General features: G+C 69.0%; 4 protein-coding genes and 4 tRNA genes. 3 read left to right on the top strand and 5 right to left on the bottom strand.

What is annotated here, in order from left to right; translation table 11 throughout:
* The coding region (uvrC, locus tag RWX45_RS06475) for an excinuclease ABC subunit UvrC (protein ID WP_316022932.1) at window positions 1-1,024 on the bottom strand (1,024 nt) is incomplete at its 3' end.
* Between the two features lie 68 nt (window positions 1,025-1,092).
* Between uvrC and RWX45_RS06470 the strand changes: the two genes are divergently transcribed.
* Together RWX45_RS06470 and RWX45_RS06465 are read left to right on the top strand one after the other, a co-directional pair.
* Window positions 1,093-1,989, top strand: a complete 897-nt coding sequence (locus RWX45_RS06470) for an HAD family hydrolase (protein ID WP_316022931.1) — start codon at window positions 1,093-1,095, stop codon at window positions 1,987-1,989.
* Between the two features lie 10 nt (window positions 1,990-1,999).
* On the top strand, window positions 2,000-2,869 hold the full coding sequence (locus RWX45_RS06465; protein WP_316022930.1) for a Cof-type HAD-IIB family hydrolase: 870 nt from the start codon (window positions 2,000-2,002) through the stop codon (window positions 2,867-2,869).
* A gap of 44 nt (window positions 2,870-2,913) precedes the next feature.
* Here RWX45_RS06465 and RWX45_RS06460 read toward each other — a convergent pair.
* From RWX45_RS06460 to RWX45_RS06450, 3 genes are all read right to left on the bottom strand, one after another.
* Window positions 2,914-2,985 (bottom strand) — tRNA-Val (locus tag RWX45_RS06460).
* Between the two features lies 1 nt (window position 2,986).
* Window positions 2,987-3,057 (bottom strand) — tRNA-Cys (locus tag RWX45_RS06455).
* A 32-nt stretch (window positions 3,058-3,089) separates the two neighbouring features.
* A tRNA-Gly gene (locus RWX45_RS06450) sits at window positions 3,090-3,162 on the bottom strand.
* Between the two features lie 154 nt (window positions 3,163-3,316).
* Here RWX45_RS06450 and RWX45_RS06445 point away from each other — a divergent pair.
* Window positions 3,317-3,389: transfer RNA gene (locus tag RWX45_RS06445), tRNA-Val, on the top strand.
* Between the two features lie 77 nt (window positions 3,390-3,466).
* Here the strand turns inward: RWX45_RS06445 and RWX45_RS06440 are convergent.
* On the bottom strand, window positions 3,467-4,846 hold the full coding sequence (locus tag RWX45_RS06440; protein WP_316022929.1) for a UTP--glucose-1-phosphate uridylyltransferase: 1,380 nt from the start codon (window positions 4,844-4,846) through the stop codon (window positions 3,467-3,469).
* Window positions 4,847-5,096 lie beyond the last annotated feature (250 nt).

The raw sequence follows: 5,096 nt of genomic DNA, 5'->3' as shown, positions 1-5,096 counted from the left end.
TGCCGACGCCGAGGGAGGTGGTCGGCCCGGACCGGACGGGGGCGGCCTCCGCGGTGCCCACCGGAGCGGTCGCGTCGGCCGGGTCGAGCAGGTCGGAGTAGACCTGTTGGAGGAGCCGCTCAATGAGCTCGGCGTCGGTGGCGTCCTCAACCAGGTCGATGACCCAGCCGCGCTGGCCGCGCACGCGTCCTCCGCGCACGTGGAACACCTGCACGGCTGCGGTGAGTTCGTCGCGGGCCATGGCGAAGACATCCACGTCGGTGGCCTCCGGCAGTACTACCGCGTTCTGCTCGATGACCTTCTTCAGGGCCTCGGCGTCGTCGCGCAGGCGGGCCGCCTTCTCAAAGTCGAGTGCCTGGGCGGCGGCCCGCATCTGTGCCTCCACCTCGCGCAGGTACGGGCCGGTGCGGCCGGCCATGAAGGCGCAGAAGTCCTCGGCCAGTGCCCGGTGGTCGGCGGGGCTGATGCGGTCCACGCAGGGGGCGGAGCACTTGTCGATGTAGCCGAGCAGGCAGGGGCGGCCGGAGGCGTGGGCGCGTTTGAACACGCCGGCCGAGCAGGAGCGGATGGGGAAGACGCGCAGCAGCTGGTCGAGGGTTTCGCGGATGGACCAGACCTGCACGAAGGGCCCGAAGTAGCGCACTCCAGGGCGGCGGGCGCCGCGCACGATCTGGGCGCGCGGGTAGGTCTCCTGCATGGTGACGGCCAGGTACGGGTAGGACTTGTCGTCCTTGTACTTGACGTTGAAGCGCGGGTTGAACTCCTTGATCCAGGAGTACTCCAGCGCCAGGGACTCCACCTCGGTGGACACCACCGTCCACTCCACCGCGCAGGCGGTGGTCACCATCTTCTGGGTGCGCGGGTGGAGTGCGGCCAGGTCCTGGAAGTAGTTGCTCAAGCGCTGGCGCAGATTCTTGGCCTTGCCCACATAGATGACACGCCCCTCGCCGTCGAGGAACCTGTACACGCCCGGAGAGGTGGGGATATCGCCGGTGGCGGGGCGGTAGGTGGACGGGTCGGCCATGGCAGGAGACTATTACCGAATGGTACGTTGCGGCTGCGCCCACCCCTTTGACCCGATCGGGAGCAACCGTGTCAGCTTCGCCCGCCTCCACCGCCTCCAACCGCCGCATCATCTTCGTTGACGTGGACGGAACCCTGGTGACCTACACCAACGAGTTGCCGCAGTCCGCGGTGACGGCGATTCGGCGGGCTCGGGCCGCCGGGCACCGGGTCTACCTCACAACCGGCCGTTCCCGCGCCGAGATGCCCGCGCCGCTGTGGGACATCGGCCTGGACGGCATGATCGGCGGCAACGGCGCCTACGTGGAGGACGACGGCCACGTGCTGCTGCACCAGCATCTCTCGCGCGAGCAGTGCGGCCGCATTGTGGACTGGCTGCGCACACGCCGCCTCACCTTCTATGCGGAGGCCAATTCGGGTCTGTACGCGCCCCCCGATTTCCCCGCGGCTTCACGCACGGCGCTGCGCGCCTATGCCGCCGGCAAGGGGCGCGCCGACGCGGGCGACCTTGAGGCGAGCGATATCTTCCCCGACCTGGTGCTCACCGAGGAACTGGTGCGCGAGGACGTCAACAAGATCAGCTTCGTGTTGTCCGGCCCTGAAGACGTCCAGGCGGCGCGGCGCGCCTTCCCGGATCTGCTCGTGGGTACCTGGGGCGGACGCGGGCATGAGGCACTGTTCGGTGACGTGGCCCTGTCGGCGGCCAACAAGGTCGAAGCGATCGACGTGCTGCTCGAGCACCTGGGCGCGTCCCCGGCCGATGCGGTGGCTTTCGGGGATGCCATCGTAGATATCGGCATGCTCCGCCACTGCGGGGTCGGGGTCGCCATGGGTAATGCCGCCCCCGAGGTCAAGCAGGCCGCGGATCTGGTCACCGACGACGTCGAGCAGGACGGCCTGGCCCATGCCTTGACCCGGCTGGGGCTGACCGCGGTCACCCCGGCTGGGCCTCGTGAGGTGCAGTGATATGAACGCCATGAGCTCTCCATCCAACCCTGCCGGAACCCCGCCCGCCGCCCCGGGGCGGCTGCCCGCCGATCTGCGCCTGGTCGCCGTCGATATGGACGGCACCTTCCTGCGCACCGGCTCCACCTACGACCGGGAGCGTTTCGCTCCTCTCCGACAGCGCATGCGGGCGGCCGGGGTGCGCTTCGTGGTGGCGTCGGGCAACCAGGAGGCGCAGCTGCTCGGCTTCTTCCCGCAGGCGGACGGGCTGGCCCCCGACGGCGTCGTCTCCGACAACGGCGCCATCGTCCTGGCCGACGGCGCCCGCGTGCTGGAATCCTCCCTGCCCCTGGACGCACTGCCGCGGGTGCTCAAGGTGCTTGACGACGTCGCCGGGCTCACCTTCATCGCCTCGGGCCCCGACGGCGCTCTCCTGCGCGAATCGGAGTCGCCGCAGATGCGCCGGCTGCTCACCTTCTACCATCCGCGCTACGAGCTCGTGGCCCGGACCGAGGATATGAATGGGCACCGCATCTCCAAAATTGCCCTCGTGGACGCCCGCGGCTTCGAGCCCGCCTTCCTGGAGCAGCTGGAGGCGGCGCTGGGCGGGGTCATGGTGCCGGTGGTGTCCGGGCACGACAGCGTCGACCTCATCGTGCCCGGGCGGCACAAGGCCTCCGGGCTCGATGCCCTCCTGGAGCACTGGGGCCTGGACGCGGCGCAGGCGGCCGCCTTCGGGGATTCGAGCAATGACGCGGAGATGCTGGCGCGAGTCGGCTACGGCGTGGCCATGGCGAATGCCTCGCCCGACGCCCGGAGCGCTGCCCGTTTCACGGCACCCGCGAACGACGATGACGGTGTGCTGGAAGTTCTGGAATCTTGGTTCCCGGCGGAGCGGTGACCGGGGCACGGCCCACGCGTCGGCTCCATTGAGGGCACGCGCAGTGGGCGATACTGGGATCGAACCAGTGACCTCTTCCGTGTCAGGGAAGCGCGCTACCGCTGCGCCAATCGCCCGAGGTGGGTACCGGATTCGAACCGGTGTAAACGGCTTTGCAGGCCGGTGCCTAACCTCTCGGCCAACCCACCAGTGAGATGCTGGGAGGAACCCGGCTCCTCGGAGCGGATGACGGGACTCGAACCCGCGACCCTCACCTTGGCAAGGTGATGCTCTACCAACTGAGCCACATCCGCATGCTCGGCACTCAGGGGGTTCCGGTGAACCCCGAGCGCGGCTGAACCATAACATCAGGTCGCCATGGGAAAGCAAATGCCAACGCGGTGATCCACCTCACCGGCCATGCGTTTGCCCGAAGGCCTCCCCCACGGCTAGTCTCTCCACCGCACCGGGCGATTGGCTCAGGGGTTAGAGCGCCTCGTTCACACCGAGGAGGTCACTGGTTCGATTCCAGTATCGCCCACCGGATGCCTGAGGCCCCGGACCACATGGTCCGGGGCCTCACGCGTATACGGCGCAGGGGTCGCGCTCGCGGGCGGCTCAACCGACCCGGCTGCCGTCTGCCACTGTTCCGGGCGCGCCCTCCTCGGACACGGCCGCGTCTCCGGTGGCGACGACGTCGGCTCCGAAGGTCCAGTCGCCTCGCACCGTCAGGCTGCTCGCCTCGCGGATGGAGGGCACTCCCTGCGGGAAGCGCGCCTCGAAGTCGGCGATGCGCTTGTAGTAGCGGGGGTCCAGGTCCACGACGCAGGCCTGCTCGGGCACCTGCTGCAGGAGGCCGTCCGCATCCACCTCGTACACGTCCGAGCGCACCAGCAGCAGGTCGTTGGTGGTCTTGACCGGCAGGAAGCGGCTGCGCGGCACCTCCACGGCGGTGGCGCCGTCGAAGGCCTCCACGGCCGCCCCCATGGCCGTCTCCAGTTGGATGACCGGCGTGGAGGTCGCATCGGCGGGGTCGACCGTCTTGGCGTTGCGGATGAGCGGCAGGCCCAGGATGCCGTGGCGCTCGGTGAGTGTGTCCCGCAGCACCTCCAGGTCGAACCAGAGGTTGTTGGTGTGGAAGAACGGGTGGCGGAACTGGTCGGTGAAGTAGTGCATCTCGTCGGCCGGGGTCTGCGCGGTGTCCCGCAGGATGATGCGGCCGTCCGCCTTGCGCACGGCCAGGTGGCCGCCCTTGACGTCGGCGGGGGTGCGGCGGCACATCTCCGGGGCGTAGGGCGCGCCGGACGCCGCGAACCAGCCGGCGATGCGGGCCGACGGGGCGGCACCGAGGTTGTCGGAGTTCGAGGTCATCGCGTACTTGTAGCCGCGCTCGAGCAGGGCGTCCAAGACCCCGGAGGAAACCAGGGCGGTGTAGATGTCACCGTGGCCGGGCGGGCACCACTCCAGGGAGGGATCCGCCGGCCACTCCACGGGGGTGAGGTCGTCCGCGCGCAGCTTGGGCTCCCGGTTCTGCAGGAAGTCCAGCGGAATACCGTCCACCTCGATGCCCGGGTGGGTGGCCAGGGCCGCGAGCGTGTCCTGGCGGGTGCGGAAGGAGTCCATGAAGATGAGCGGGAGGGTCACGTCGTAGCGGGCGCGGGCGGCCATGACCTGGTCGACCAGCAGGTCCAGGAAGGTCTTGCCGTCGCGTACAGGCAGCAGGGACTTGGCCCGGTCCATGCCCATGGAGGTTCCCAGCCCCCCGTTGAGCTTAATGAGGACGGTCTTGCTCAGCGCGTCGCGGGCGGCCGCGTCATCGATCTCGACGTCGTCGATGGAGTCGATCTCGGTGAGCGGCTCGATGGTGTCCTCGGGGACAAGGCCCGTGGCGCCTTCCTCGAGCGCGCGATAGTAGTGGCTGAAGACGTCAATGGCCTGCTCCGCGACGCCGGCGTCGCGCATCTTTGCCTGGGCAGCGGCCAATCCGGTGGTGCTCATAGACAAAGCCTATCCCACTGGGCAGGGGATCTCTCCCCATCCCGACGACGTGACTGAGGCGTCCCCGCATCGGATCCTTGATCTCATGAACAGTCCTACGGAGACGGGATCCGGCCAGCAGCTTGATGAGATCGTTGAGCGCCTCGCCGTCATCGAGCGCAAGCTCGACTGGGTGGCGACGCGGATGATCCGCTACAACATGACGCCCCCGCATCCCACCCCGTCACGGGCCGCACCGCCCGCACAGGCC

The sequence above is a fragment of the Actinomyces sp. MRS3W genome, assembly GCF_032465695.1.
Classification (GTDB): Bacteria; Actinomycetota; Actinomycetes; order Actinomycetales; family Actinomycetaceae; genus Actinomyces.
The sequence above is the reverse complement of the archived record's forward strand: the minus strand, read 5'-3'. Positions and strand labels throughout refer to the sequence as shown.